23 protein-coding genes are annotated in these 25,122 nt (G+C 42.8%); 9 read left to right on the top strand and 14 right to left on the bottom strand.

Going from position 1 to position 25,122, the window contains the following annotated elements; all coding sequences use genetic code 11:
* Positions 1-39: 39 nt before the first annotated feature.
* From leuD to atpD, 9 genes are all read right to left on the bottom strand, one after another.
* Complete coding sequence (leuD, locus tag AC1DV1_RS11560; RefSeq protein ID WP_477359021.1) at positions 40-627, bottom strand: 3-isopropylmalate dehydratase small subunit; 588 nt, start codon at positions 625-627, stop codon at positions 40-42.
* 116 nt (positions 628-743) lie between these two features.
* Entirely contained in the window at positions 744-1,154 is a 411-nt protein-coding gene (locus tag AC1DV1_RS11555; RefSeq protein ID WP_477359018.1) for a GxxExxY protein, read from the bottom strand.
* A 259-nt stretch (positions 1,155-1,413) separates the two neighbouring features.
* Entirely contained in the window at positions 1,414-2,826 is a 1,413-nt protein-coding gene (leuC, locus tag AC1DV1_RS11550; RefSeq protein WP_477359015.1) for a 3-isopropylmalate dehydratase large subunit, read from the bottom strand.
* Between the two features lie 222 nt (positions 2,827-3,048).
* A complete protein-coding gene (ilvC, locus tag AC1DV1_RS11545) occupies positions 3,049-4,107 on the bottom strand; it encodes a ketol-acid reductoisomerase (RefSeq protein ID WP_477359012.1) in 1,059 nt (352 codons plus the stop codon).
* Positions 4,108-4,322: 215 nt separating this feature from the next.
* Complete coding sequence (gene ilvN, locus AC1DV1_RS11540) at positions 4,323-4,925, bottom strand: acetolactate synthase small subunit (protein WP_477359009.1); 603 nt, start codon at positions 4,923-4,925, stop codon at positions 4,323-4,325.
* 42 nt (positions 4,926-4,967) lie between these two features.
* A complete protein-coding gene (gene ilvB / locus AC1DV1_RS11535; protein WP_477359006.1) occupies positions 4,968-6,707 on the bottom strand; it encodes a biosynthetic-type acetolactate synthase large subunit in 1,740 nt (579 codons plus the stop codon).
* A 106-nt stretch (positions 6,708-6,813) separates the two neighbouring features.
* Complete coding sequence (gene ilvD / locus AC1DV1_RS11530) at positions 6,814-8,523, bottom strand: dihydroxy-acid dehydratase (protein WP_477359003.1); 1,710 nt, start codon at positions 8,521-8,523, stop codon at positions 6,814-6,816.
* A 525-nt stretch (positions 8,524-9,048) separates the two neighbouring features.
* Positions 9,049-9,303, bottom strand: a complete 255-nt coding sequence (atpC, locus tag AC1DV1_RS11525) for an ATP synthase F1 subunit epsilon (protein WP_477359000.1) — start codon at positions 9,301-9,303, stop codon at positions 9,049-9,051.
* Positions 9,304-9,389: 86 nt separating this feature from the next.
* Positions 9,390-10,895 (bottom strand): F0F1 ATP synthase subunit beta, encoded by a 1,506-nt coding sequence (atpD, locus tag AC1DV1_RS11520; RefSeq protein WP_477358997.1) that lies wholly within the window; start codon positions 10,893-10,895, stop codon positions 9,390-9,392.
* Between the two features lie 275 nt (positions 10,896-11,170).
* Here atpD and AC1DV1_RS11515 point away from each other — a divergent pair, with 275 nt between their 5' ends.
* Positions 11,171-12,517, top strand: coding sequence for an SGNH/GDSL hydrolase family protein (locus AC1DV1_RS11515; RefSeq protein ID WP_477358994.1), 1,347 nt, complete (start codon positions 11,171-11,173; stop codon positions 12,515-12,517).
* Here AC1DV1_RS11515 and AC1DV1_RS11510 read toward each other — a convergent pair.
* A complete protein-coding gene (locus AC1DV1_RS11510; protein WP_477358991.1) occupies positions 12,502-13,500 on the bottom strand; it encodes an NAD(P)H-quinone oxidoreductase in 999 nt (332 codons plus the stop codon). The two genes, AC1DV1_RS11515 and AC1DV1_RS11510, sit on opposite strands and share 16 nt — an antisense overlap.
* 279 nt (positions 13,501-13,779) lie before the next feature.
* On the opposite strand from AC1DV1_RS11510, the gene hemC reads away from it, so the two are divergent.
* The 8 genes from hemC (at position 13,780) to AC1DV1_RS11470 (ending at position 22,333) form a co-directional block, all read left to right on the top strand.
* Positions 13,780-15,375 carry a hydroxymethylbilane synthase gene (hemC, locus tag AC1DV1_RS11505; RefSeq protein ID WP_477358988.1) on the top strand — a complete coding sequence of 532 codons (1,596 nt, stop codon included), beginning with the start codon at positions 13,780-13,782 and terminating at the stop codon, positions 15,373-15,375.
* 343 nt (positions 15,376-15,718) lie between these two features.
* On the top strand, positions 15,719-16,690 hold the full coding sequence (gene hemB, locus AC1DV1_RS11500; RefSeq protein WP_477358985.1) for a porphobilinogen synthase: 972 nt from the start codon (positions 15,719-15,721) through the stop codon (positions 16,688-16,690).
* Between the two features lie 168 nt (positions 16,691-16,858).
* Positions 16,859-18,229, top strand: coding sequence for a glutamate-1-semialdehyde 2,1-aminomutase (hemL, locus tag AC1DV1_RS11495; RefSeq protein WP_477358982.1), 1,371 nt, complete (start codon positions 16,859-16,861; stop codon positions 18,227-18,229).
* A gap of 39 nt (positions 18,230-18,268) precedes the next feature.
* Positions 18,269-19,138, top strand: coding sequence for a sensor histidine kinase (locus AC1DV1_RS11490; RefSeq protein WP_147052978.1), 870 nt, complete (start codon positions 18,269-18,271; stop codon positions 19,136-19,138).
* A gap of 156 nt (positions 19,139-19,294) precedes the next feature.
* On the top strand, positions 19,295-20,002 hold the full coding sequence (locus tag AC1DV1_RS11485) for a response regulator transcription factor (protein ID WP_090643161.1): 708 nt from the start codon (positions 19,295-19,297) through the stop codon (positions 20,000-20,002).
* A 3-nt stretch (positions 20,003-20,005) separates the two neighbouring features.
* Complete coding sequence (locus tag AC1DV1_RS11480) at positions 20,006-20,527, top strand: hypothetical protein (RefSeq protein ID WP_477358979.1); 522 nt, start codon at positions 20,006-20,008, stop codon at positions 20,525-20,527.
* A 165-nt stretch (positions 20,528-20,692) separates the two neighbouring features.
* The gene (hemE, locus tag AC1DV1_RS11475; protein WP_090643151.1) at positions 20,693-21,718 is read left to right on the top strand and encodes a uroporphyrinogen decarboxylase; all 1,026 of its coding nucleotides are present in this window, start codon (positions 20,693-20,695) and stop codon (positions 21,716-21,718) included.
* 81 nt (positions 21,719-21,799) lie between these two features.
* On the top strand, positions 21,800-22,333 hold the full coding sequence (locus AC1DV1_RS11470) for a CopD family protein (protein WP_477358976.1): 534 nt from the start codon (positions 21,800-21,802) through the stop codon (positions 22,331-22,333).
* Here AC1DV1_RS11470 and vapC read toward each other — a convergent pair whose 3' ends face one another.
* The 4 genes from vapC to AC1DV1_RS11450 form a co-directional block, all read right to left on the bottom strand.
* Positions 22,334-22,741, bottom strand: a complete 408-nt coding sequence (vapC, locus tag AC1DV1_RS11465) for a type II toxin-antitoxin system VapC family toxin (protein WP_477358973.1) — start codon at positions 22,739-22,741, stop codon at positions 22,334-22,336.
* Complete coding sequence (locus AC1DV1_RS11460; RefSeq protein WP_477358970.1) at positions 22,741-22,920, bottom strand: type II toxin-antitoxin system VapB family antitoxin; 180 nt, start codon at positions 22,918-22,920, stop codon at positions 22,741-22,743. The genes vapC and AC1DV1_RS11460 overlap by 1 nt, the downstream gene beginning before the upstream one ends.
* Positions 22,921-23,014: 94 nt before the next feature.
* Positions 23,015-23,782, bottom strand: coding sequence for a hypothetical protein (locus tag AC1DV1_RS11455; RefSeq protein WP_477358967.1), 768 nt, complete (start codon positions 23,780-23,782; stop codon positions 23,015-23,017).
* A gap of 28 nt (positions 23,783-23,810) precedes the next feature.
* On the bottom strand, positions 23,811-25,076 hold the full coding sequence (locus AC1DV1_RS11450; protein WP_477358964.1) for a metal-dependent hydrolase family protein: 1,266 nt from the start codon (positions 25,074-25,076) through the stop codon (positions 23,811-23,813).
* Between the last annotated feature and the right edge of the window lie 46 nt (positions 25,077-25,122).

The following is a 25,122-nucleotide window of genomic DNA, read 5'->3' as shown; positions in this document are numbered from 1 at the left end:
GGGTCATTTTAAAACTCATAACTCAGCACTTATAACTCACTACTTATTTTCAAATTCGGCTATCAATTCCTTTTTGCTCAGGATGTAGTCGATATCATCGTAACCGTTGGTCATGCAAGCCTTTTTGTAGGGGTTAACCTCAAAGCTTTCCTGCTCGCCGGTTGTTACCAGGCGGATGAACTGGTCTACCAGGTCAATTTCAACTACGGCGTGCTCATCGGCATAAACCGCGTCGAATATCTTCTTTAAAAAATCTTCGCTCACCTGTACGGGCAGCAAGCCATTGTTAAGGGCGTTGCCTTTAAAAATATCGGCAAAAAAACTGCTTACCACGGCATCAAAGCCATAATCGGCAATGGCCCAGGCCGCATGCTCGCGACTACTGCCGCAACCAAAGTTTTTGCCTGCAACCAGGATCTTGCCGCTATAGTTGGGATTGTTCAGCACGAAATCCTGTTTAGGGTTATCATCGCCATCAAAACGCCAATCGCGAAATAAGTTATTGCCAAAGCCCTCGCGGGTAGTAGCCTTCAAAAACCGCGCAGGGATAATCTGGTCCGTATCGATATTCTCGATAGGCAAAGGCACCACGCTGGTTTGTATGTGTTTGAATATTTTGGTTGCCATGATGTTTCTTTTTTCTGAACCGGAATTTGTMGAATTTTTAGAATTACACGAATTTTAGGATTTATTGAATTAGAATTTTAAAATTCTGTTAATTCTTTAATTCGATGAATTCCGGCTCATACATTCTCCGGTTTATATTTTTTATTCAGTAATCTTTTAAATTGCAGGCCTTTACTTCCAAAATTTATAAGTAAACCTGTCTTGATATTGTATGCTTCGAGATAATTAATACCTTGTGCAAGGTGAACATCTTCTAAAAAAATAATTGCTTTCAGTTCCACCATTATCTCACCCTCTACAAAAAAATCAACCCGCCTTGTACCAATCTGTTCATTTCTGTAAAAGATTGGCATTTCCATTTCTCTTGTAAACACCAAGCCTTCTAAAGCCATTTCTATTTGCAACGCCCTTTGGTAGATGGCTTCCTGAAAACCATTACCTAAAAAAGAATGCACCCGCATTGCACAACCAATGATTCGGCTTGTGCAATCTTTAAATTCGTCGGGCGTCTTTTTAGAGGTGTCCATTTGTTATTTTTTTCTGAACCGGAATTTGTTGAATTCTTAGAATTACACGAATGATAGGATTTTTGAAGCGCCATTTTAAAATTCTATAAATTCATTAATTCGTTTAATTCTCGTTCAGACATCTTTAGAATTCTCGAAGCACTATTTTAAAATTCTATTAATTCAATAAATTCGTTTAATTCCAGTTCAGACATCTTTAGAATTTCTCGAAGCCACATTCTGAAATTCTGTTAATTCAATAAATTCGTTTAATTCCGGTTCAGACAACTGATTCCTTCAAAAAGCTCCTAATATCCGTCACCTTCCCCGTAATGGCACTCGCTGCCGCAGTTAGCGGGCTGGCTAAAAAGGTACGGCTATTTGGCCCTTGTCTTCCTTCAAAGTTACGGTTGGAGGTGGATACACAGTATTTACCTGCCGGGATCTTATCCTCGTTCATGCCAAGGCATGCGCTGCAGCCTGGTTCGCGAAGCGGGAAGCCTGCGGCATCAAATATTTTATCCAGTCCTTCGCGGATGGCTTGTTCCTGTACTTGTTTAGAGCCGGGAACTACCCATACTACTACGTTATCTGCTTTGTGTTTGCCTTTTACAAATTCGGCCACCTGGCGCAAATCTTCTATGCGCGAGTTGGTGCAGCTGCCGATGAATACATAATCAATAGGTTTGCCTAATAATTGTTCATCATCATGCAGCCCCATGTAATCAAGGGCTTTTTTGTATGATCCCTGCTCTTTTGCTTCAAACGAAGCAGTTTCGGGAACGTGTTGTGTAACGCCAATGCCCATACCGGGGTTTGTTCCGTAGGTAATCATTGGCTCAATATCTTCGGCCTTAAAGGATAATACTTCATCAAAGGCTGCATCTGCATCTGAGTATAAAGTTTTCCAGTAAGCTACTGCTTTGTCCCACTCTTCGCCTTTAGGGGCAAATTCGCGGCCTTTTACATATTCAATCGTTGTATCATCGGGGGCTATCAACCCGCAACGGGCACCCATTTCGATGCTCATGTTACAGATGGTCATGCGGCCTTCCATGCTTAACGCGCGGATGGTATCGCCTGCATACTCCACAGCATAACCTGTACCGCCTGCGGCCGAAATTTTCGAAATGATGTACAGGATAATATCTTTGGCTCCAACGCCTTTTTGCAACGTGCCATTTACTTCAATTTTCATGCGTTTTGGGCGCGATTGCAGCAAACATTGGGTTGCCATTACCTGCTCAACCTGTGATGTGCCTATACCAAACGCTATGGCACCAAAGGCGCCGTGTGTTGACGTATGGCTATCGCCGCAAACATAAGTGCCACCGGGACGGGTGATGCCCAGCTCGGGCCCTATTACGTGTACTATACCCTGGAAAGGATGACCTAAACCATAAAGCTCGATACCAAATTCAGCACAGTTTTTGGTGAGCATATCAACCTGGTAGCGGGAAAGTTCTTCTTTTATCGGGAGGTGCTGATCAATTGTAGGAACGTTATGATCGGCCGTGGCCACGGTTTGTTTTGGCCTGAAAACCGGTAACCCCCGTGTGCGCAAACCATCAAATGCCTGCGGACTGGTTACCTCGTGTATGAAGTGTGTGTCGATGTATAAAATATCCGGAAAACCCTCGTTGCTACTGACGACGTGCGCATCCCATATCTTATCAAATAATGTTTGTCCCATGGTGTTATAGTATCAAGTAGTAAGTATCAAGTATCAAGACAGCTGCGTAAGCTGCAAGCTTGACTTTGATACGGCATTATAGTATCAAGTAGTTAGTATTAAGTATCGAGACCGCTACATGAGCGGCCAGCTTTACTTTGATACTGTATTATAGTATAAAGTAGTTAGTACCATGCAAGTAAAAAAATCTTACTACTTGATACTAACTACTTACTACTAAACCTAAGCTTCTACAACCTGGTTTTCAGGGCGTAAGCTGCGTACAGTTTTACCTGCCTGCCACAATTCGCTTTCGCGTAATTCTTTTAATTCAGCATCCAGTTTTTCGCGGTAATCTTCTTTGCTGTTTGAATCGATTGATTTTTGCGACTCAACACCTGTTGCAACGCTTTTGTATAGGTCTTCAAATACCGGTTTAGTGGCATCACGGAATTTTTTCCACCAATCCAAAGCACCACGTTGTGCGGTGGTTGAGCAGTTGGCATACATCCAATCCATACCATTTTCTGCAACTAAAGGCATTAATGATTGGGTAAGTTCTTCAACAGTTTCGTTGAAAGACTCTGACGGAGAGTGACCATTTGCACGCAATACTTCGTATTGAGCAGCAAAAATACCCTGGATACAACCCATCAGCGTACCACGTTCGCCGGTTAAATCACTGAATACTTCTTTTTTGAAGTTGGTTTCAAATAAATAACCGCTACCAACAGCAATACCTAAAGCGATAACGCGCTCAAATGCCTTACCTGTTGCATCCTGGAAAATAGCGTAGCTTGAGTTTAAGCCACGGCCTTGAAGGAACATACGACGTAATGAAGTACCTGAACCTTTAGGTGCAACCAAAAATACGTCAACATCAGCAGGAGGAACAATACCAGTCTGCTCGTTAAAAGTAATACCAAACCCGTGCGAGAAGTATAACGCTTTACCCGGAGTAAGGTGTTTTTTTACAGTTGGCCATAAAGCAATTTGTGCAGCATCGCTTAATAAGTAGCAAATTACTGTTCCTCTTTGTAAAGCTTCTTCAATTTCAAAAAGGGTTTCGCCCGGTACAAAGCCATCGCTTACAGCTTTATCCCATGTTTTAGTGCCTTTACGCTGACCAACAATAACGTTGATGCCATTGTCTTTTTGGTTTAGCGCCTGACCCGGACCTTGAACGCCATAGCCAATTACTGCTACAACTTCATCTTTTAGTACTTCCTGAGCTTTTGATAAAGGGAACTCATCGCGGGTAACCACATTTTCTTCGGTACCGCCGAAATTTAATTTTGCCATTGTTTTATTGTTTGTTTTTTGGGATTTCACCGATTTGTGATGATTTCACCGATTTTGATTTTATGAGTAATTTAAGTTTTCTAATTTATTTTTGACATTGCTTAACCTGAAAGCTTGTCCTGTATAGTTGGGGATTTCTTCGTACCTCGCAATGACGCTTTTTTTATAGGGGCCCTGACCTTTTGCCTTTCAGCTTTAGCCTTTCACCTCAAAACTTACATCGTAAATACTTTTTGTCCCTGGTTTAAATATTCGTTCTCAATAACGTCTTCGCCCGGTTCAAGGCGCTCAAACTCGCGCAATTTACGGTTAAATCCGTCACTATCTTTAATAATTGCAACGCGGGCGCTGCGCACAAACTCAATCAGGCCGTAGGGTTGTAAAATAGTGATGAGGTTATCGGTTTCCTCGCGGTGGCCAGTGGTTTCAAACACCGTATAATCTTTACGGATCACAACGGCACGTGCACCGTTTTCGCGTAATAAACGCTCAACACTTACCTTCTCGGCAATTACGTCCGTCGATACTTTATATAACGCCATTTCCTGCCAAATAACATCTTCGTTAGTATGATAGTAGCATTTTAATACCTCCACCTGTTTTTCTATCTGGCGGGTAAGTTTGCGTACCACATCTTCCGATTCGGTAATCACAATATTAAAACGGTGAATGCTTTCAATCTCAGATGGAGAAGTATTCAAACTATCGATATTGATTTTACGGCGCGTAAATATAATGGCTATCCGGTTTAATAAACCAATCTGGTTTTCTGTATAAACCGTGATGTTAAATTCCTGTTTTTCTGTATCCTGGGTCATGATTTCTTTTTTTTAAGTTCCCCCTTCAGGGGGTTAGGGGGCCTATTTTAACCTGATCTCGCTTACACTGCAACCTTGCGGTACCATCGGGAATACGTTATTCTCCTTAGTAACCATTACTTCTAAAAGGAACGATCCTTTGTTGCTCAGCATTTCATTTAATGCCGATGGAAGATCCTTACGGTCGTCGATACATTTGCCGGGGATGCGGTATGCTGCTGCCAGCGCCACAAAATCCGGGCTTTGGATATCGACAAACGAGTAACGGCGCGAGTTAAACAATTCCTGCCATTGCCTTACCATACCCAGGAAACGGTTATTCAGGATGATGATTTTTACATCGATGCCGCTTTGCATAATAGTACCCAATTCCTGGCAGGTCATCTGGAAACCGCCGTCGCCAATAATAGCTACCACCGTACGATGCTGAGCGCCAAATTTAGCGCCAATGGCTGCCGGCAAGGCAAAACCCATGGTACCTAAACCACCACTGGTAACGTTGCTGCGGGTATTGTTAAATTGAGCATAACGGCAGGCCACCATCTGGTGCTGGCCAACGTCGGTAACTATGATAGCTTCGCCTTTGGTAATTTCGTTCAGTTGTTTAATTACTTCACCCATCGTCATTTCGGCCGTAGTTGGGTTCAGTTCTTTTTCAATTACCTGTTCAACCTCCTGGCGGGTGTAGTCATTAAATTTAGCCAGCCATTCGGTATGTTGTTTGGCTTCAACAGCTGCGGTAAGCAACGGCAACGTTTCTTTACAATCGCCCCAAACAGGTACCGTTGATTTTACGTTTTTGTCAATCTCGGCAGGGTCAATATCCAGGTGGATAACTTTTGCCTGTTTAGCATATTTATCAAGGCGACCTGTTACCCGGTCGTCAAAACGCATCCCTATGGCAATTAATACGTCGCATTCGTTGGTCAATACGTTTGGTCCGTAGTTACCGTGCATGCCCAGCATCCCCACATTTAAAGGGTGATCTGTTGGGATAGCGCCGGCTCCTAAAACAGTCCATGCTGCAGGGATACCACTTTTTTCAACAAAAGTTTTAAACTCCTGCTCGGCACTGCCCAAAATCACGCCTTGTCCAAAAAGAATAAACGGTTTTTTGGCCTGGTTAATTAAAGCGGCAGCTTCCTGGATATACTGCGGGCGAACTATAGGCTTAGGCCTGTAGCTACGGATATGATTGCAGGGTGTATAACCTTTATAGTTAAATAACTGGATCTGCGCGTTTTTTGTAATATCGATCAATACTGGTCCGGGGCGACCACTTTTGGCGATGTAAAATGCCTTGGCTATCACTTCAGGAATCTCGTTAGCATCGGTTACCTGGTAGTTCCATTTGGTTACCGGTGTAGTAATATTGATTACATCGGTTTCCTGGAAAGCATCGGTACCTAAAAGGTGCGCAAAAACCTGGCCGGTGATACATACCAATGGTGTGCTATCAATTTGGGCATCGGCCAGGCCTGTTACCAGGTTAGTAGCGCCGGGACCGCTGGTTGCAAACACAACACCGCACTTACCCGATGACCGCGCATAGCCCTGCCCTGCATGGATACCGCCCTGCTCATGGCGCACCAGGATATGGTTCAGCTTATCATTGTAATCAAACAAAGCATCATAAATGGGCATAATTGCACCACCCGGATAACCGAAGATGGTATCAACACCTTCAACAATCAATGCCTCCAATAATGCTACCGATCCTGAAACTTCAACAATGGTTTCTGTAGGTTTTGTTTCAGTAAGTACTTCTTGTATAGCTTCCATAACCGCTTATTTTTTGTTTTGCGTAGAACGTTTTACGTTCTACGTTTTGTTTTTTATTAACTTTTCATTCACGTACAACTTAAAACGTCATACGTACAATTTCTCTCTACATTTCGTCTGTTACGCAACCTTCTGCTGCCGATGTTACTGTTTTGGCGTAGCGGTATAATAAGCCTTTGGATACCTTTAAAGCGGGCTGTTGCCATGCTGCTTTACGGGCTGCCATTTCTTCGTCGGTTAATATCACATTGATCCTGTTTGTTGTTGCATCAATAATGATCTTATCATCGTCGTTAATTAAGCCTATTGCGCCCCCGTCAAAAGCTTCGGGGGTGATGTGGCCTACCACAAAACCGTGTGTGCCACCGCTAAAGCGACCATCGGTAATTAATGCTACCGAGCTGCCTAAACCCGCGCCAAAAATGGCCGATGTTGGCTTAAGCATTTCGGGCATACCTGGTGCGCCTTTAGGGCCTACGTTGCGGATAACCACCACATCACCTTTTTTGACTCGGCCGCTTTGTATGCCATGTATCAGTTCAAACTCGCCATCAAATACGCGGGCCGGGCCTTCAAAATGGGTACCTTCTTTACCGCTGATCTTGGCTACGCTGCCACCCTCGGCAATATTGCCGTAAAGTATCTGTAAGTGACCGGTAGCTTTAACTGGTTTTTCAACCGGCCATATAATTTTTTGTGTATCAAACTCCAGTTCGGGTACATCTGCCAGGTTTTCGGCAATGGTTTTACCGGTAACGGTAAGGCAATCGCCGTGTAACCAGCCTTGCGCCAAACAATATTTCATTACTGCCGGTACACCGCCAATGTTGTGCAGGTCTTCCATCATGTATTTACCGCTTGGTTTCATATCGGCCAATACCGGGATACGGTTACTTACTGTTTGGAAATCGTCCTGAGTTACCTTTACATCTACACTTTTAGCCATCGCTATCATGTGCAGCACGGCGTTAGTACTGCCGCCTAATACCATAATTACCACCATAGCATTTTCAAATGCTTTGCGGGTCATGATATCTGATGGTTTGATGTCTTTCTCTAACAATATTTTTATAGCCTTGCCTGCTGCCAGGCACTCAGCTTTTTTATCTTCGCTTAATGCCGGGTTTGATGATGAGTAAGGCAAGCTCATACCCAAAGCCTCAATAGCTGCGGCCATCGTATTAGCTGTATAAATACCACCGCAGGCACCTGCGCTTGGGCAGGCATTTTTAATGATGCCCATAAAATCAACATCCTCAATAGTACCGGCCATCCTTTTGCCTAAAGCCTCAAATGCCGATACAATGTTCAGGTCTTCGCCTTTCCAATGGCCCGGTTTAATAGTACCACCGTATACCATAATTGACGGACGGTTTAAACGCCCCATAGCCATAATAGAACCAGGCATGTTTTTATCGCAACCAGGCAAAGTAATTAAACCATCATAATACTGCGCGCCTGTAACAGCTTCAATGGAGTCGGCAATAATATCGCGGCTCACTAAAGAATAGCGCATACCTTCGGTACCGTTGCTCATGCCATCACTTACACCAATGGTATGGAATATCAGGCCTACCATATCCTCATCCCAGATCCCTTGTTTAACTATCTTAGCCAAATCGTTCAGGTGCATGTTACAAGTGTTACCATCGTAACCCATACTTGCCACACCAACCTGGGCTTTGCGCATATCATCATCTGTTAACCCAATACCATAAAGCATGGCCTGCGCGGCCGGCTGTGTTGGATCCTGGGTAAAAGTTTTGCTATACTTATTCAATTCTATAGCCGCTGTAGTATCTGATGATGAACTCATTTTTATTTGGTATGATAGAAGTTTTTATAAAATATTCTTGTTGTTGACCAGGTTTATATGATTGCTCGAATCAATAAACGTAAGGTAGATATAGCAACCGCGAATAACAATAGTCAGGATTTATTTTTTCAAAAAGTATAATATATCTTAATTTATTATTTTAACAGTATAAAATTACGCATTTACAACAATTAAAAGAACATAATTTTTAACAAAATAGACCAAAGTTCAAAACGGTATTCGGTACATATTTTATGCATGCATAGTAAATTGCCGATTTTCTTCCTGAAATGGCGGTGGTGACTGAAAAAGTTTGCTAAATGTGCCTTCATATGTGCAGATTTTAAATGTGCCGATATGAAGATGACGTATACCACATTATTTTTTGAATTTGCCATTTGACATACCAATTCTATCTTCTTTATTCCCTCGATAAAAACAACTTTGTTAAGAAAAAAATTCATTCAAAAAAAAACGTCCGGGTGCTATACCCGGACGTTTTTTTTTGAAAAATAAGGGTATAGTTTATTTATGCAGAATTCCTTCGGCTAAAATAATGACCTTATTGTTTAATGCTTCAACTACGCCGCCTTTGATAAAAAATACTTCTTCTTTACCGGCGTTGCCTCCACGTACAATCAGCTTACCATCCTGTAAGGTTGATATGATAGGCGCGTGGTGGTTTAATATCTCAAATAATCCCAAGGTACCAGGTACGGTAACCGATGTGGCTTCGCCCTCGTAGATCTTTTTATCGGGAGTAAGAATTTCTAAAGTCATTTCTTTTTAGATTCAAGAGTCAAGAATCAAGAGTTAAGACTTTTTTTTCTCTTCTCTTGATTCTTGACTCTAATGTCTTGATTCTATTAGTTATTGGCTTCTGCCAATAATTTTTTACCTTTTTCAATGGCATCTTCAATGCTTCCAACTAAGTTGAATGCACCCTCTGGGTACTCATCAACTTCGCCATCCATGATCATGTTGAAACCTTTGATGGTATCTTTAATGTCAACCAATACACCTTTTAAACCGGTGAACTGCTCCGCAACGTGGAACGGCTGAGAAAGGAAACGCTGAACACGACGGGCACGCGATACAACCAGTTTATCTTCTTCAGATAACTCGTCCATACCTAAGATGGCGATAATATCCTGAAGCTCTTTGTAACGTTGTAAAGTTTCTTTAACACGTTGAGCGGTATTGTAATGCTCGTCGCCCAAAATAGCCGGGCTTAAGATACGTGATGTAGAATCCAAAGGATCCACAGCAGGGTAAATACCAAGCTCTGCAATTTTACGCGAAAGTACTGTTGTAGCATCTAAGTGGGCAAATGTTGTTGCCGGTGCAGGGTCGGTCAAGTCATCCGCAGGTACGTAAACGGCCTGTACAGATGTGATTGAACCACGTTTGGTTGAAGTAATACGCTCTTGCATGGTACCCATCTCAGTTGCCAGTGTTGGCTGGTAACCTACCGCAGATGGCATACGACCTAATAACGCCGATACTTCGGAACCTGCTTGTGTAAAGCGGAAAATGTTGTCGATAAAGAAAAGGATATCGCGGCCTTTGCCATCCTCATCACCATCGCGGAAATACTCGGCAATAGTTAAGCCCGATAAAGCTACACGCGCACGTGCACCAGGAGGCTCATTCATTTGACCGAACACGAAGGTTGCTTTTGAATCTTTCATCATTTCGGTATCTACTTTAGATAGATCCCAGCCACCTTCTTCCATTGAATGCATAAATGCATCACCATATTTTATAATGCCTGCTTCAAGCATCTCGCGCAAAAGGTCATTACCTTCACGTGTACGCTCGCCAACACCAGCAAATACAGATAAACCTGCATAAGCCTTCGCGATGTTGTTGATAAGCTCCTGAATTAATACTGTTTTACCTACACCGGCACCACCAAATAATCCAATTTTACCACCTTTTACATAAGGCTCCAGCAAATCGATTACTTTGATACCTGTAAACAATACTTCAGTTTCGGTAGACAAGTCTTCGAAACGCGGAGGAGTATTGTGAATAGGGCGGCCATTGGTTTTGTCAAGATTTGGTATACCATCGATAGCATCGCCTACTACGTTAAATACACGGCCTTTAATGTTTTCGCCAATTGGCATTTTGATAGCCGATTCCAAATCCAAAACTTTCATGCCACGTAGCAATCCGTCTGTTGAATCCATCGCAATCGCGCGTACACGATCTTCACCTAAATGCTGCTGAACTTCTAAAATGATTTTTTGGCCATTATCTTTCGTGATCTCTAACGCGTCATAAATTTTAGGGAGATGAGCGTCATCAGCGAAACTTACGTCAACTACCGGACCGATGATCCGTGATATTTTTCCAATGTTTGGCATATATAACCTGGTGTTTAAGAATTTTCCTTTTTAATAGTATCCTGCTTGTAAAATATAAGATGCTATTTCAGAGGCGCAAAGATAAAGTTTCTATCCCAATTTTAAAATAGAAAGTCAACATTTAGAAAGCGATTTTTAAGTGGCATAGCTAAATAAAAAAAATCCCCCCGAATAATTGCCCAAATAATAATCGTATTACGCAACAAAACAAATAGTTGCCGCGTAAAAATAACTTCTAATTAAATATATATACTATTAATTATCAAAAACGAGTTATGAGATTAGCGGGGGCTTTATTTTTTTCTGCATTGCTATTTTTTTCGGCATGCAAACTTGACACTACAATTGGTCCGGAAAAAAAAGCAGAGGTAAGCGGAAGCACGCCGGCTACCAATACCGGCTTTTACAGCCGGTACATCGCCATAGGCGATTCACAAACTGCCGGTTATACCAACGACGGCTTATATAACTGGGGAATTTACAACTCCTTTCCCAATATTTTTGCAGGCAGCCTGGAGGGCGCGGGTTTAAAAACATTTAATCAGCCGTTGTTTAGTATTGCCCAGATGAACGGCACAGGCTTTATGGAGCTAAAAGGGACCGACGCCAACGGACAGCCCCTGATTGTAAGAGACACCTTAAAAACTGCTATTCGCGACAACATCAATATTAGCGGTGTAGGTAACGTGCAATTGCTAAGCAAGTTCACTGGCGATAATGACAATTTTGGCGTAGCCGGGTTAAAAGTGGCCGACATAGGCAACGTACAAACCGGAAACACCAACAGGTATTTTGAAAGATTACTGCCATTAAGCGCCCCGGCAAATAATACCAGTTATGTAGATTTTGTTACCAGCAAACCATTCGGCTTTTTCACCCTTAATTTGGGTGCCAACGATGTTTTTGGATATGCAGCAGGCGGCGGAGTAAAACCATCGGCCTTAACAGACAAAACAACATTTAACACAACATATACCCTGCTGGTAAACAAATTGACCGCTAACGGAGCAAAAGGAGTATTAACCACCATTCCGGACGTAAGCGCACTGCCATTTTTTACTGCGAAGACGCTGGCCGATGTATTAAATAAAACGAAAGCTACCAATCCCGCCTTTGATAAATTATATATTGAAGCCAAACAAAGTTCGGATGTTGCCCAGGACGGTTACGAGGTTCGTGCTGCAACGGCAGCAGACTTATTATTATTAAGCCTTAACGTTGCCCAGATAGGCAAACAGGTTTCAACCGCGCACGGATTGCAGTATTATGGTTTATCGTCCTATGCCCCTATCGAAAATAAATGGATACTCGATGTTAACGAAAAAGCTATCACATCTGATTACATTAGCGCTTATAACACCTCTATCCGCACTTTGGCATCAGCCAAGGCGCTTGCCCTATTTGATGCCTACGCCTTTTTTAATAAGGTTAAAAACGGCACTACTGTTCAAGGCGTCACTGTTTCGTCAAATTATTTAACCGGAGGGTTGTTTTCTTTGGATGGCGTTCATTTAAGCCCGCGCGGCAACGCCATTTTAGCAAATAACTATGTGGCGGTTACCAACGCAAAATATGGCACCGCTTTAAAAGAAGCCAAACTCTCTGATTACAGCGCCAACTGATCGCCAAAGTCAAGCACAATTTTGCCAATATGCCCACTGCTTTCCATAAGTTGGTGGGCTTTTGCGGCTTCGACAATAGGGAATACAGCATTTACAATGGGCTTTATTCGGCCGGATACCAACAACGGCCAAATAAMAGTTTTCAATTTATGTGCAATAGCGCCTTTAAATTCCACCTCGCGCGAGCGCAGCATTGAGCCGGTAATTATAAGCCGTTTTCGCATCACCTGGGCAAGGTCAACCTGAACATTATTGCCGTTCATGGTATTAATAAGCACCAAACGCCCTTCAACAGCCAGCGATTTAATGTTGCCCGCTGTATAATCGCCGCCTATCATATCCAGTATCACATCAACACCCTTGCTTTTAGTGATATCGTTAATATTGTCGGCAAAGTTTTCCGTTTTATAGTTAATAGCCTTTGCCGCGCCTAAAGCCTCACAAAAGCGGCATTTATCTTCCGATCCGGCTGTTACATATACGGTATGCCCCAGTGCGTTGGCCATTTGGATAGCGGCAACGCCAATACCACTTGAGCCACCATGAACCAATAATGTTTCGCCACCCTTTAAACCGGCACGATCAAACACATTGCTCCAAACGGTAAAAAACGTTTCGGGCAGCGAGGCTGCTTCTGTAAACGAAAGATTTTCGGGTATCGGCAGGCATTGTTCTTCGGGGGCATTACAATATTCGGCATAACCGCCGCCTGCAACCAGGGCACAAACTTTATCGCCAACCATCAGGTGAGTTACTGTTGCACCAATAGCCACCACAATGCCGGCAATTTCTAAACCCGGAATATCCTGTGGCGCGCCGGCAGGTGGCGGATAATTCCCTTTACGTTGAAAAACATCCGGCCTGTTAACTCCCGCGGCCAATACCTTAATTAATACTTCGTTATCAGCATAAGCTGGCAGCGGCCTATCCTGTACCTGTAACACCGATGGATCGCCGGGGCGTGTTATAATAACTGCTTTCATTTTAATGAAATGATGTATTTCTTTTTAGTCTGAAGTACTAAGTCTCAAGTCTGAAGCCAAAAGTGATATTTCTTCAAACTTTGACTTTGGACTTGAGACTTAGGACTAACCCCAAAGATAAACTTAATCAAAACAGTATTGTTTAATAAATAACCGGTTGGTAGGGCTTTAAACCCACACCTAACCGTCATATTGTTGCAATCAGAAAAAATTCGTGTACTTGTTGTACCTTTTCATGCTGATAAAAAATTAAATTTGCGCCTGCAAACAATCATTCTTTTGGACAGAAAACTGATAATAGGAACACGTGGCAGCGAATTAGCGCTGTGGCAGGCCAATTTTGTAAAAGATAGCCTTGCCGCCATCAACATTACCGCCGAGTTAAAGATCATTAAAACACAGGGCGACCGTATCCTCAACCTCAGCTTTGATAAGCTGGAAGGTAAAGGTTTTTTCACCAAAGAATTAGAAGAAGAATTATTAGCCGGCACCATCGACCTTGCGGTACACTCGCATAAAGATTTGCCGACCGAAAACCCTCCGGGACTCATCATCGCAGCAGTTTCAGAACGGGAAGATCCATCTGAACTGTTGCTGATATTGAAAGATTGTGTAGATGTACATCAAAAGTTATCTGTTAAATACGGAGCTATTGTTGGCACATCATCCAACAGGCGCAAGGCCCAGTTACTGGCTTACCGCCCCGACCTGGAGATAGAAGAATTACGCGGCAACGTACCTACCCGCATAGGCAAACTACGCGACGAAAAGTATGATGCCATTATGCTGGCCAAGGCCGGTGTAAGCCGTTTAAATATCGATTTAAGCGAATTTCACGTAGAGGAACTAACCCCTGCCGAGCTGATCCCTGCACCTGCACAGGGCGCTTTGGCCATACAGATACGTGAGGTTGACCAGGAACTTTTTGAAGCCCTGCAAGCACTGCACCACCCGGCTGTAGCCGAGGAATTGGCTGTTGAACGTACCGTGTTAAAGCTGTTTGGCGGTGGCTGTCACCTGCCCCTGGGCTGCTATTGCCGCAAGGAGGATGATGTATACCAGGTATTTACCTCAAAAGCCGATGAAGGTGATGAATTCCCGGATAGGGTATTCCTGAAATCGGATACAACCGATGGCCTTGCCCAAAAGGTTGTGGCTATGTTTGATACTAACCGCAAACTGGCCCAAAGTGTATTTATAACCCGCGATCTTTCGGAGCAAAGCTATTTCCGCAAGGCATTGGAAAAACATGGTATTAATATAGATGCCCGTTCGCTTATCCGCACGGTACCCGTTATCAATAAGCTTGATCCCTATATTTTAAGAGATATCAACTGGATATTTTTCAGCAGTAAAAACGCGGTAGAGTATTTCTTTGCACTAAAGCCGCAATTACCCTCAAAAGTAAAATTTGGTGTAATGGGCTCAGGATCTGAAGATACCTTGCGCCGCAATGGCCATTTCGCGGCTTATGTTGGCGAAAGCGGCGATACCGCCGAGGTTGCGGCAGATTTTGCAACATTGGCCAACGGTACTAAAGTATTGTTCCCCGGCGCCGAAGGCTCATTACGCAGCATACAACAAGGCTTATCTGCCGAAACCAAAATAATCGACCTTACGGTGTACGAAACTGTAATTGAAGAAGAAGTAGAAGGAACCGGCGCTGATGTTCTGGTTTTTACCAGCCCATCTAACGTTGAGGCTTATTTCCAGGATAACCTGTTAGAACCCAATCAACAGGTAATAGCCATTGGTAAATCAACAGGCAAAAAATTCGACGAAATGGGCACCCGCTACACACTACCGTTTTCGCCCGACGAAGTAGGTCTGGCCGAAGCCGTTTTTGGAACAACCTGTTTAACCAACAGGTGTTAAAAAAAATACCCGGACCATGAATACCATGGTCCGGGTATTTAATGCTTAATATACTTCACTATCAACCTGGGTGTCTCTCTACACATCGTCGTAACCTTTGGGCAAAATTCCCGCTACCAACCGCCATTACCGGGATCAATTCATCAATCCCTATTGCTTATCAGGCAGTTACGAAATATACAGCTATAAAATATTTTGCTTGTACAAACATTTCTGTAAAATCATCTTTACGCCATAAATTACCTTTAATGAGTTTATAGCGTACATAATTGTAAGGGTTTATATAACTTTGCGCTCCTCCGGCCGGCAAGGCAGTTTCCGAAACCGGGGTATCAGCTATAACATGTTACAACGACCACGTAGAAACCGTAAAAGTGAAGTAATACGCCAAATGGTGCAGGAAACGCACATAAGTGCGGCCAATTTGATATTCCCCCTGTTTATTATCGATGGCGAGAACCAAAAAAGCGAGGTAGCATCAATGCCGGGTATTTACCGGTACTCGGTAGATAATTTACTGCGCGAAATTGAAAGCTGTATGAAGCTGGGTTTAAAATCATTTGATTTGTTCCCCAATATTGATGAAACCCTTAAGGATACCATGGCTACCGAAAGCTACCGCGAAGAAAGCTTGTACCTGCGCGCTATTCGCGAAGTTAAAAAGAACTTTCCGGAGGCTTGTGTTGTTACTGATGTGGCGATGGACCCTTATAGCAGCGATGGCCATGACGGCATTGTTAAAAATGGCGAAATATTGAACGACGAAACACTGGAAGTTTTAGGCAAAATGGCTTTGGCACACGCACAATGTGGGGCCGATATTATTGCCCCATCAGACATGATGGATGGCCGTGTTGGATACATTCGGAAAGTATTGGACCAAAACGGCTTTACCAACGTTTCTATCATGTCGTATTCGGCCAAGTATGCAAGTGCTTTTTATGGTCCGTTCAGGGATGCCTTAAATTCGGCACCCAAGTTTGGTGATAAAAAAACTTACCAGATGAACCCGGCCAACCAGCGCGAGGCATTGATAGAGGCCAACTTAGACGAGCTGGAAGGCGCCGACTTTTTAATGGTAAAACCGGCCCTACCCTACCTGGATGTGATAAAACTAATAAAAGATAATACCGAACTACCCGTTGCCGCCTACAACGTAAGCGGCGAATATGCCATGATAAAAGCAGCTGTACAACGCGGCTGGCTCAACGAGCAGCGCGCCATAACCGAGGTGCTTACCAGCATCCGCCGGGCAGGCGCCACCGCGATATTGACGTATCATGCCAAGGAAGTTTTGGAGAATAAATGGCTTTGATAAAGTCAAAATTCAAAAGTAAAAATTCAAAATGAACCTGAATTTTTTGACTTTTAAATTTTGATTCTTGGTCTTTAATTTGGTTGTAAACAAGTTGAAGTTCAAAGTAAAAATTCGAAACAAACACTGAATTTTTGACTTTTGAATTTTGATTTTTGACTTATAAAAATGTTAGATTCAATAAAAAAGATGTTTTCGGGCGAGGCTAATGAACCGGTGAATACTACGGGGAAGCCGGATATTAGCAGGGAGAAAAGCGCCGAACTGTATGCTAAGGCTAAAACTTACTTTCCGGGTGGGGTTAACTCGCCGGTGAGGGCGTTTAAATCGGTATATGGCACACCCTTGTTTATTCAAAAAGGCGATGGCAGCCATATTTGGGATGCCGATGGCAACGAGTTTATTGATTACTGTTGCTCGTGGGGGCCGCTCATCCTTGGTCATAACAATACCAAAGTACGGGAGAAGGTGATAGAGGTAATGCAAAATGGTATGTCTTTTGGCGCACCAACCGCTTTGGAAAATGAGCTGGCCGAATTGATCCTGAAGAACAATAAATTTATTGAAAAACTGCGTTTTGTAAGTTCAGGGACCGAAGCGGTTATGTCGGCTATCAGGTTGGCAAGGGGTTATACCAAACGCGATAAGATCCTGAAATTTGAAGGCTGCTACCATGGTCATACCGACGCTTTGCTGGTTAAAGCAGGATCGGGCCTGGTTACCTTTGGCGAAACGTCATCAGCCGGCGTACCAAAGGCATTTGTTGACGAAACCATCGTAGTATCCCTGAACGATAAGGAAGCTCTTACCCTGGCTTTTAATGAATTTAAAGACCAGATTGCAGCCGTCATCATCGAACCTATCCCGGCCAATAACGGTTTGCTGTTACAGGAAAAAGAATACCTGCAATTTTTGCGCGATATATGTACCCAAAACGGCACGCTGCTGATATTTGACGAAGTAATTTCGGGTTTCCGGGTTAGTTTTGAAGGCGCGGCAGGCTATTACCAAATTAAGCCGGATATTATTACCTATGGTAAAATCATTGGCGGTGGCTTGCCTGTTGGTTGCTATGGCGCATCGGCCGAAATTATGGGTAATGTATCGCCGGATGGCGGTGTTTACCAGGCCGGCACATTATCTGGCAACCCGGTAGCTATGGCGGCAGGTATTGCCCAGCTGACCGAACTTTTGCGCATGGGTTTTTACCGCGACCTGAATAATAAACGAGAAGAATTTACCGAGGCCATACAGCGTTTTGCTACAGCCCGTAACTATAAATTTAAGGTGTTTGGTATCGGATCGATATTCTGGTTTGCTTTTACAGATAAAGAGTATATTCGTAAAGCCGAAGATATTGATGCAGCAAGCATGGAAAAATTCAAAAAATTCCACCGCGAACTGATAAACCGGGGTATTTACCTGGGTCCATCAGGTTACGAAGTTGGTTTTATATCATCGGCCCATACCAAAATTGATTTAGAAAAAACCAAACGCGCTATTTTTGATAGCCTTGACCTGGTTTTCAGTAATAAGTAAAAACAGGCAACTGGCAACAGAAACCCGACAACAGATAAAATGAAAAGGACATTTGTAATTTTTTACGCGCTCATCATCTATGCCGTTGCTCAACTGGTATGGTGGGGGTATATGTTGGTAACGCCTCACGCAAGGCCTATCAGTATGGTACTATGCGAGGGATCGATGTTTATACTGGTATTTACGCTGGGCGCGGTTAGCCTGCACAAAACCATCAATAAAGAGCGTAAGCTGCAGGAGCAAAAAAAGAACTTTTTGCTTTCGGTAACACACGAACTGAAATCGCCGCTGGCATCAATAAAAATTCTGCTGCAAACCATTCAGAAGCGCAACCTGACCAGAGAACAGGTACTTGATTTTATAGAAAAATCGTTGAATGATGTTGAGCGCCTGGATGATATGGTAGAGAATATGTTGCTGGCCTCCAAAATTGAAAACCAATCATACACGTTTCCTAAAGCAAGCTTTAATCTTTCGGTTTTGGTAGATAGCATTGTAAACCGTTTGCAAATCAGCAAATGCGATTGCAACCAAATGATTATCGATGCCGAGATTGAACCCAAAATTGAAATCACCGGCGATAAGTTTGCGCTTACATCCGTGGTAACCAATTTAATAGAGAATGCTGTAAAATATTCCAGCCCATGCTCGGCAGTGGTTGTTAAGTTATTTTCAAAAGATGATAAGGTATACCTGGAGGTAGCCGACCAGGGCATTGGCATAGCCGATAATGAAAAAGCCCGTATTTTTGACCGTTTTTACCGTGTGGGCAGCGAGGAAACCCGCAACACCAAGGGAACCGGTTTGGGCCTTTATATAGTAAAAGAGGTGCTGGATAAGCACCACGCCAGTATTAAGGTGAAAGACAACCGCCCCGCTGGTAGTATTTTTGAAGTTGTATTTGGATAACACCAATTGCACAAATTATATCAAATTTCACTAATCTGCTTATATAGTTTGAATAGTAAAATGTGTAAATAACTTGAATAGTGATTCGTGTAATTCGATTTAATGAGTGTGAATTAATGCTTATCAAATTAGTGTATTAAAATTATGAGTCAGACGATGCCTAACAAAAAAAGAATTCTATTAGCCGAAGACGAAGAGCATTTGTTGGAAGCCATTAAACTTAACCTTGAGCTGGAAGGTTATAAAGTTTCGACAGCAAAAAATGGTAAAAAGGCTTTACAGTTGTTTAAAGAAGAGCGTTTTAACCTGGTTATCTTGGATGTAATGATGCCCGAAATTGACGGCTTTGTGGTTGCAGAAACCATCCGCCTTGAAAATACCGAGGTGCCTATCATGTTTCTTACAGCCAAAAACACCAATGAGGATAAAATTTCGGGGCTTAAAAAAGGGGCCGACGATTATTTAACCAAACCGTTTAACCTGGAAGAGCTTATTTTACGGGTGAACAACCTGGTAAAACGCAGCCTGAAAGGCGATGACCTTAAAGAGTTTAACAGCTACAAAATTGGCGAAAAAACCATCCACTTTAACTCGTTTGAGCTGGTGAATGAAGATGGTTCTATCACTCCGCTTACCAAAAAAGAAACCATGTTACTAAAGCTTTTAATTGAGCGCCGTAACGATGCCGTATCGCGCGAGCAGATACTGGAAACTGTTTGGAACTATGATGTATACCCATCAACCCGTACTATCGATAACTTTATCCTAACCTTCCGTAAGTATTTTGAACCAGATCCTAAAAACCCGGTTTATTTTCACTCCATCCGTGGTGTAGGCTATAAATTTACCGATAATCAGCACTAATTAATGTTCAGTAACCGGGTGCGCATATTTATTGCATTTGTTTTCCTGCTATCGTTAGGCTTGCTGCTGTACCTGCGCATTTATGAGCTTGCGGCTGTTGCTGCTATGATGATTTTGTTGCTAATATGGGATTACTTTAAACAGGGAACCCTGGTTGTTGCGGCCAAATATTTTCACCATAAGGAATTTGATAAGGCAGAGGCATCGTTAAAAGAAATCAGCAAACCCGAATGGCTCAGTAAAAAGCGCCGGGGTTATTATGAATTTATTTACGGCGGCATATGTGTGCAAAAACAGGATTTTAAAGCAGCCGAACAACATTATGAGATTGCAGCCCAATACCCACTGCGATCTGTAAACGACCATGTAGCCGCGTTGGTTACGGTGGCAAATATAAGTATAAGGCATAATGATTACGATAAAGCCAAAGCCTACCTGCAATTGGCCGAGCTGCATGCCGATAAAATTACCGCCAAAATGAAGGATGTTATAAACAAACTTCACAAGGAGATTAAACAAAAATAGAGTATATAGAATCAAGAGTCAAGAATCAAGAATCAAGACATGAAAATGCAAAGCGTAAAGTTGATCTAACTATTCGCTCCGCACATCGCCAGTACTGTTACCGGCAACCCAAAGTCTTAATTCTTGACTCTTGATTCTTGACTCTTTTGCTCTCTTCTAAAAGATATGAGAGATTCGTTATTAATAAAGGCAGCTTTTTCCGAAAAAACAGAACGGCCACCGGTGTGGATGATGCGCCAGGCCGGCCGTTTCATGAAAGAATATTGGGACATAAAAAACAAGTATTCCTTTTTGGAAATGTGCAAAACACCGGAGCTTGCTGCCGATGTTACCATGTTGCCGGTTAATCTATTGGGCATTGATGGCGCCATCCTGTTTTCGGACATACTGGTTACCGGCGAAGCTATGGGCGGCGATTTGAGTTTCAATGCCGGCACAGGCCCCAAGTTTGCCAACCCTGTACGTACCCAAAAAGATATTGATAACCTGCAAACCGATGTAGGCGATAAATTACAATATGTTGCTGATGCCATTAAGGTGATTCAGCAGCGTTTAAATGGCAGTATCCCGCTGATTGGTTTTGCAGGTGCGCCATTTACCGTGATGAGCTACCTGGTTGAAGGCGGATCGTCAAAAGATTTTAAGCTCACCAAACTGATGCTGCACAATGAGCCGGCAATGGCCCATCAGCTGTTATCAAAAATCGCCACTGTTACAGCCGACTATTTAAACCTGCAAATTGAAGCCGGCGTAAACGCAGTACAGATCTTCGATAGCTGGGCACAGGCTTTGGCATGGGATGATTATAAAGAGTTTAGCCACTACTACATCCAACAGATCATCAGCAAGCTTAACCGTAAGGATATCCCGGTGATATCGTTCTGTAAAGGCAGCTCGGTTTTTGCGCCGTTAATGGCCGAAGCTAAGCCGGATGTGGTATCAATTGACTGGAATGTGGACCTACTGGATATCAAAAAGCGTTTACCTGCCGGTGTAGCCGTACAGGGTAATCTTGATCCGCATATATTATACGCCGATAAAAAAGTAATTAAAGACCGCATATACCGCCTGTTCGACCGGATGAAGGACGAGCCAGGCTTCATTTTCAACCTGGGCCACGGCATTATGCCCGATATCCCGTTTGATAATGTGAAATACGCGGTAGAGATTATAAAGGAATACGCCCCATAACCCCCTAAAGGGGGAATTATAGTCGGGGTAATAAAAAAATGCAAATCAAAAAATTCCCCCTTTAGGGGGTTAGGGGGCTTCATGTACGAATACGTTCTCGCCATACATATCATTTTTGTAGTTTGCTGGATGGCGGGACTATTTTATATGGTGCGCCTGTTTATTTACCATACCGAGGCACAAGCCAAGCCCGAGCCAGACCGCAGTATCCTATCGGCCCAATTCGAGATTATGGAGAAGAAGCTATGGTATATTATAGCAGTACCCTCCATGTTCCTGGTACTTGCGGCGGGGATAACCATGGTTTATATAAAACCAGGCTTTATGCTAATGGCGTGGCTACCCATAAAGCTTGGTTTTGTTATCGGGCTTATAATTTACCACTACATCTGCCAGCACAAAATGAAACAAATGCGTAAAGGTGTTTTTAAATGGACATCAACTCAATTACGCCTGTGGAATGAGTTGGCCACCATTTTACTTTTCGCAATTGTGTTTCTTGCCGTTAAAAAAGATGGCTTAAGCTGGATATTTGGAGTTGTGGGAATAGTATCGCTGGGCGTGATATTAATGATTGCGGTGAAAATTTATAAGCGGTTCAGAGAGAAGAAATGATCATTCATGAAAGCTCATTACTTTCAACGATGAGTGTTGGGCTATGAATTGAAAATCCCTGTCGTCGTTCAACAATGAGATTTTATTTCTCATAGCATATACAGCTATTAAACAATCATTAGGTTTGCGAATCGTAACCCCTTTTTTTCTCAAAAGCCGATATAATTCTGAAGCTTCGACAGCAGCTTCGTAAGGATCTTCAATCAGTTTAGTTAATGTATCAAAATGCGAATTGACCTTTCTTTTATCACTATCAGAAACAACACCCTGCAAAACCTCCTGAACTATTGTTGGACAAGTAGCCAAAATCACGTTCGTGAGATTATTAGTAAGAAATCTACTGGCATTCGTATCCACGTCCTTGAAATAATTAACCCAAACAGATGTATCAATAAGGATAGTTTCCATTATTCAAAAGCAGTATCATCCATTTCGATTTTCCCTTTCAAAGCAGCAAATTTCCTTTGATTTTCTATAGTAACATACAGTTTTAAAGCTTCCTCAATTATACCTTTTTTGGTTTTGATACTGCTTAACTTTTGAGCTTTGGCCATCAACGTATCGTCGATATCAATATTTGTTCTCATACACACAAATTTCAATAAAGATACACATTTTATCTAAAAGTACAACCTTATGATTACTGCTCAATGCAAATAGAGCATAGTTATATGTTATCTTTCAAATACCTTCCTCCGCATCTTCTACAGCCTCTTGCTCTAAAACAAACGGACCAGTCATAGCGCAATGATAGCCTATAACGAACGATGCCATCAATCCGGCACCTAAAACACTTTCTGCAATAAAATGTGATGTTTTTGAATTAAACAGGCATAGTAACAGTTCAAAAACACAAGTCCTCATTAACGATATCACTAAAAAGGTCATCTCGTTAAAAAAATACAATGTGATAAACAGGAAAACAATGTTCCTGGCATTAAACTTTGCCCCCGAAATACAAATTTGAATGGTTAAGGCAAATAACACTAATGGCGTGTAAAGCCTTAAAATATAAATGACCGCACTGCTCCATCTTTCCAAATACCGGTTATCTATACCGTGGTGTAGTTGTCCTTTTAACTGGAAAAATGAAAGGTCTAACAAACAACATATAAACAATATCGCTGTTAAACAGGCTATATTCTTAAACGTTACCTTACCAACCTGGCTAATCGAAAAAATGGACACAAAAAAAATAAAAATGGACTTGGCATTATCAACTATGCTATAAGTTTCATTGAAACTAAAACGGAGACTAAAAAAGCTTAATACACTTACGGGGATATTTTTTGCACTTTGATCATACTGGGTATAATTTGAAATTACCGCAGTTATTATAAAGCTAACGCCCGTCAATAAAACAGCCTGCCAGATAGTTTTTGTGAAACGCTCCTGGTAAATATCGATAAGCGCTGCTGATTGCTTTTTAAAAAAGGTTGAATATTGCATGTGATATGGTTGTACGTAAAAATATCAATTATTCTTTTACAATCACCCCATCTTTCATCACCAACTTCACCATCTTCAAAGCTTTCATATCCTCAACCGGGTTACCATTAACGGCAACTAAATCTGCCAGGTATCCGGTCTTGATATTCCCCAAATCCTTCAATCCAAAAACTGAGGCATTAACTGATGTTGCCGAGCGCAACACCTCCAACGGTTTCATGCCGTACTCGGCCATTAATATCATTTCCCGGGCATTATCGCCGTGGCCGAATACACCAACATCTCCGCCCATACAAATAGTAACACCGGCCTTTAATGCCTCGGTAAAAATGTAATGCTTTTGCTTTACTCCCGCGGGATCCGGGTCGATGCCCTTCTTCCAGCCTTTGTAGCCCGAAATTGATTCCGTAGCGTTGAGGGTTGGGCATAAAGCTATGCCTTTTTCTTTCATCAGCTTAAACAGTTCAGGTGTTCCGCCGTCGCCATGCTCAATGGTAGTTACGCCTGCCGCTATGGCCCGGCGCATGCCTTCGGTAGTTGACGAATGTACAGCAACCGTACGGCCGCTGCTTTTAGCAACCTGTACAGCTACCTTCAACTCTTCTTCAGTAAAAGTTGGGGCTGCGGTACTGTTTAACCCCCAGCGATAATCCACATAAATTTTCACTACATCTGCGCCATGGCCAATTTGCGACCGCACCACCCTGGTAATGCCATCAATACCATCAGCTTCTTCGCCGCCTTTAATTATGCTGGCTTCGGCCACTTCAGTTTTAGGGCCATAACTGCCGGTAGCCACAATTGCCCGGGTGGCCACCAACATCCTGGGGCCGGGGATTATGCCTTTTTCAATCGCAGTTTTCAATCCCACGTCATCATAGGCAGCGCCTTCGGTTCCCAGGTCACGCACGGTAGTAAAGCCGGCCATCAAAGTTGCACGGGCATGGTTAACCGCACGGGCGGTACGCTCGGCACGGCTTTCGCCAAGTACCTGGTCGTTCCAGGCAGTTTCGTTATAGGGATGCAGGAAAAGGTGTGAGTGGCCTTCAATAAGGCCGGGCATCAGGGTTGTGCCTTTCAGGTCAATCACCTTAGCATTGGCAGGTATTTTTATTGTAGCGGGTTCTCCTGCTGCTTCGATACGATTACCGTTTACCAGTACCCACCAGCCCGCGTGCATCTGCTCACCGTCGAAAACACGGTCGGGTTTAAGTAATATATAGGTTTCAGTTTTTTGGGCAAATATGGGCAGGCAAAAAATGAGGAGTATTATTGTGGCTATTGTTTTCTTCATTATAAATAAAGATAGCTTACTTTATAGGATTGTCACATTTTAAACC

Source organism: Mucilaginibacter sp. P4_D1 (genome assembly GCF_056401935.1).
Note: the sequence above shows the minus strand (reverse complement) of the source record. Positions and strands in the feature narration are given on the sequence as shown.

Coding starts and splice junctions, on each gene's coding strand:
- leuD (WP_477359021.1), bottom strand. CDS start 627: ATGGCAACCAAAATATTCAAACACATACAAACCAGCGTGGTGCCTTTG.
- AC1DV1_RS11555 (WP_477359018.1), bottom strand. CDS start 1,154: ATGGACACCTCTAAAAAGACGCCCGACGAATTTAAAGATTGCACAAGC.
- leuC (WP_477359015.1), bottom strand. CDS start 2,826: ATGGGACAAACATTATTTGATAAGATATGGGATGCGCACGTCGTCAGT.
- ilvC (WP_477359012.1), bottom strand. CDS start 4,107: ATGGCAAAATTAAATTTCGGCGGTACCGAAGAAAATGTGGTTACCCGC.
- ilvN (WP_477359009.1), bottom strand. CDS start 4,925: ATGACCCAGGATACAGAAAAACAGGAATTTAACATCACGGTTTATACA.
- ilvB (WP_477359006.1), bottom strand. CDS start 6,707: ATGGAAGCTATACAAGAAGTACTTACTGAAACAAAACCTACAGAAACC.
- ilvD (WP_477359003.1), bottom strand. CDS start 8,523: ATGAGTTCATCATCAGATACTACAGCGGCTATAGAATTGAATAAGTAT.
- atpC (WP_477359000.1), bottom strand. CDS start 9,303: ATGACTTTAGAAATTCTTACTCCCGATAAAAAGATCTACGAGGGCGAA.
- atpD (WP_477358997.1), bottom strand. CDS start 10,895: ATGCCAAACATTGGAAAAATATCACGGATCATCGGTCCGGTAGTTGAC.
- AC1DV1_RS11515 (WP_477358994.1), top strand. CDS start 11,171: ATGAGATTAGCGGGGGCTTTATTTTTTTCTGCATTGCTATTTTTTTCG.
- hemB (WP_477358985.1), top strand. CDS start 15,719: ATGTTACAACGACCACGTAGAAACCGTAAAAGTGAAGTAATACGCCAA.
- hemL (WP_477358982.1), top strand. CDS start 16,859: ATGTTAGATTCAATAAAAAAGATGTTTTCGGGCGAGGCTAATGAACCG.
- AC1DV1_RS11490 (WP_147052978.1), top strand. CDS start 18,269: ATGAAAAGGACATTTGTAATTTTTTACGCGCTCATCATCTATGCCGTT.
- AC1DV1_RS11485 (WP_090643161.1), top strand. CDS start 19,295: ATGCCTAACAAAAAAAGAATTCTATTAGCCGAAGACGAAGAGCATTTG.
- AC1DV1_RS11480 (WP_477358979.1), top strand. CDS start 20,006: ATGTTCAGTAACCGGGTGCGCATATTTATTGCATTTGTTTTCCTGCTA.
- hemE (WP_090643151.1), top strand. CDS start 20,693: ATGAGAGATTCGTTATTAATAAAGGCAGCTTTTTCCGAAAAAACAGAA.
- AC1DV1_RS11470 (WP_477358976.1), top strand. CDS start 21,800: ATGTACGAATACGTTCTCGCCATACATATCATTTTTGTAGTTTGCTGG.
- vapC (WP_477358973.1), bottom strand. CDS start 22,741: ATGGAAACTATCCTTATTGATACATCTGTTTGGGTTAATTATTTCAAG.
- AC1DV1_RS11460 (WP_477358970.1), bottom strand. CDS start 22,920: ATGAGAACAAATATTGATATCGACGATACGTTGATGGCCAAAGCTCAA.
- AC1DV1_RS11455 (WP_477358967.1), bottom strand. CDS start 23,782: ATGCAATATTCAACCTTTTTTAAAAAGCAATCAGCAGCGCTTATCGAT.
- AC1DV1_RS11450 (WP_477358964.1), bottom strand. CDS start 25,076: ATGAAGAAAACAATAGCCACAATAATACTCCTCATTTTTTGCCTGCCC.